This window comes from Lutibacter aestuarii (genome assembly GCF_042676885.1).
Taxonomy (GTDB): Bacteria; Bacteroidota; Bacteroidia; order Flavobacteriales; family Flavobacteriaceae; genus Lutibacter; species Lutibacter aestuarii.
The window spans coordinates 1-3,249 of the sequence record NZ_JBHTIC010000014.1; the positions used below are offsets into that span (position 1 = coordinate 1).

General features: G+C 34.7%; 1 protein-coding gene. It reads right to left on the reverse strand.

Annotation, left to right across the window (positions count from 1 at the left end; all coding sequences use genetic code 11):
- Positions 1-3,249: LamG-like jellyroll fold domain-containing protein (locus tag ACFQZW_RS11295; RefSeq protein WP_386783093.1), on the reverse strand; the 3,249-nt coding region annotated here is incomplete at both ends.

Sequence of the window (3,249 nt, forward strand, 5' to 3'; positions counted from 1 at the left end):
GCTTTCAACTAATAAGCCTAATAACTTTAGATCTCTAGAAGCATTTATTGTATGGTTGGTTTTCACTATATTCCAATCTATTGGGGTTTTATCATCAATCCCTAGGCTATTTGGTAAATTCCATAGTGTTGCTTGAGTCCAAATATTGATATCGTTCCAATTTCCATTGTTAGATGAAGTGTATGGTAATGGAGCTGTTTGAGTTTCAGAAGTCGTTATATTCTTTAACTTCCCATGAATCAAATTTGTAGTAGAATTTAAGTAACCACAGCCAATAGATTCCATTTGGTAATAACCTAATAAATTAGTCCAAGACAAACCATGAATATCTACTGGAATGATTTCTCCTTGAACATTTCCTACAACATCAGGACTAGAAATTATTTTTTGATTCATCATTTGATGTAACTGATCCTCAGTAAGTTCAACATCCCATATTCTAAGTTCATCCATCCAACCATTAAAATAATTTAAAGGAACATCGGATACACTGTTATCCATTGCTCCTAAAATTGCTTTATATCCATTTTCCTTTGGAAAACCTCCTCCAATCGAGCTCATTAAAACACCATCAATATATAGTATATATTCTCCTGAAATTGAATGTGTTAATGCAATATGATACCATCGATCTGTGTTAATCTTATGAGATGAATAAATCTTTCCTGTTTTATTCCAATTAAATGATACTTCCCCTAAATTATCAATTCTTAAATCGTATCCATTTGCACTACCTGAAAAATTGGCATCTCTTTTTGAAAATATTGTTTGTGTACCACTTATTAATTCTGGTTTAATCCAAACCTCAATACTGAAAGCACTCGTATTAAGGTCGTAGTTATCTTCACCAAAATCAACATAATCATCTACTCCATCAAAATCAACTTGAGTACAATCTGTAATTTTTACAGTTATATTACTTTCACAACCATTAACTGTCCAAGTTAAAATATAGGTTCCTGCATCTCCCGTGAATATGGCATCTGGATCAGTTGGGTCTGAAAATGAACCACCTCCACAACTACTATTCTCAGAAATGGTCCATATGCCTTCTTCACCTGTACCATCATCATCACAATTTATACAATCATCAGGAAGTGTATAGGCTCCTTTTGCAGCATTCTCATTTGCTGACAACCTATTATCATAAGCATTTAATTGAACTGTATTTTGTCCACATTCATCACTTGTAAATTCTATATCTTCACCTGCATAAGCATAAGACACATAAACATCAATTAAAGCCGTTCCTTCTTCACTATAAGTTCTACAACCATTGATTAAAGCTGTTCCTCCGTATTGATGATGTCCTGGAGCATCTGGTGTAAATGAAATTGGAACCTCAGTGGCACCTCCTGCAATTGGTGGTTCATCTGGATCTCCTATACCATCTGTCCACTCTACATCCGTTTCTACAATTACTAATTTATTAACTTCTATATTATCCATAGCCCAGGCACTTTCATTACTTGTTCCTGAGAAAGTCCATCTAATACGCACATTACTCTCACCTATATAAGCCGAAAGATCTATTGAAGTATTGTCAGTCTCAAAATTATAATTTGTTGGATCTGAACCTACATACGATTCTGCAGTTCCTGCTGAATACCAATTTAGATCTCCACTACCAACGGCGTGCATTAATCTAAGTGGAGAATAACTTACACCACCGTCAGTTGATATTTCAATAATTGCATAATCACCATTCACAAAATTATACGCTTGATCAAAATCTAAACTTGCAGATTCAGCATTAGAAAAATCCAAAATAGGAGTTTCTAATGTTGAAGGATTTGGTCCTCTATATTTATTATCTGAATAATCTCCATAAGCAATGGCATATTTACCTTCGCCACCACAGTAGATGATATTCCCATTAGCTTGATTATTACAGGTTTTAGCTGACCAGTTCCTTGGCTTTGTCGCACTCCCTCCAGCCGTAAATCCTCCTACGTTACCATCAACCAACCAACCATCAGGATCACGAGGAAACTGCCCTTGATTAAAATCCCCTTCTCCTTTATCATCTGGTATTGATTCTTGAGTTGCTGTATAATTGCTCGTTGCTAAAAGGTTTACTTCATCTCCTAAACAGTAAAATTCGTCTGGATCTAGTCTTTCAACGGTTGGAGCATCTCCAGCAGGAAGAGCTCTTACATAGAATTGATTAGAATACTCTGCACAAGTTCCTGTTTGCACTAAAACTCTATAATATGTAGACTCTAACGATCCTATCGGAAAAGAAACCGTAAATTTAGTGTCATCACCATCAGCATCTGTAATTTCCTCCCAAAAACCATGATTTACGGCATAACTCTCCCATCTGACTATAGTACCAATTTCGCCACTCAAATTCAATTCTATAGAAATAGCAACTCCACAAGAAGAAATATCTATTTGATTGGAAAAAACAGTAGACTCAAATGTTCCTTCTAATGTTCCACCAGATACTGGAATAGGTGTAAGTGTTATATCTTGAGGCTGAAAAGTAACATTTCCATTACTATCAATAAACTCCCAATCAATAGTTTGAGTACCACTAAATATAAATGGAAACACAAAACCATTACCTAATGTTCCTAAAATAGTACCACTATCACAATCATCTGTAGCTGTAGGAATAGGTAAATCTGAAATACTTGTAATTTGACATCCTGTTAAATTTAAAGCTGGTAATGTAGAAACATCAGGCACTGGACCGTTATCATCAGTTATGGTTATTTCCTGTTCCGAAATAACAGAATTACCTGCACTATCAGTAAAAGTCCAATATATAATATCAGATCCAACTGTATCAAATATTAAACTACCACTTGTAACTCCTGTTATTGTTCCATCACAATTATCTGTTGTTGTTGGAGGAGTAACAGTTAAAGAACATTCAGCTGTTAAATCGGTTAAAATAGGTATATCTGGTTTTTCAGTGTCTTGTACTATTATTTCTTGAGTTATAAGAGTTTCATTTGAACTAGCATCTGTTATAGAATAGGTTCTGGTTATTACTTCTGGATTGAAATTACCATCTGAAACATCTGATACAAATGCAACCGTCGGATTTACAGTACAATTATCAGCCTCTGTAGTAACTTCATCTATATTTGGAGCAGGTATATCTGCACTACATTGAACAGAGATTGGAGCTAAATTATTAGCTGTTGGTTTTGTCGTATCATCTACAATAATGTCTTGGGTTTGAGTAACTATTTGTCCATTACCATCATTAAAACTCCATGTAACTGTTGATGTTCC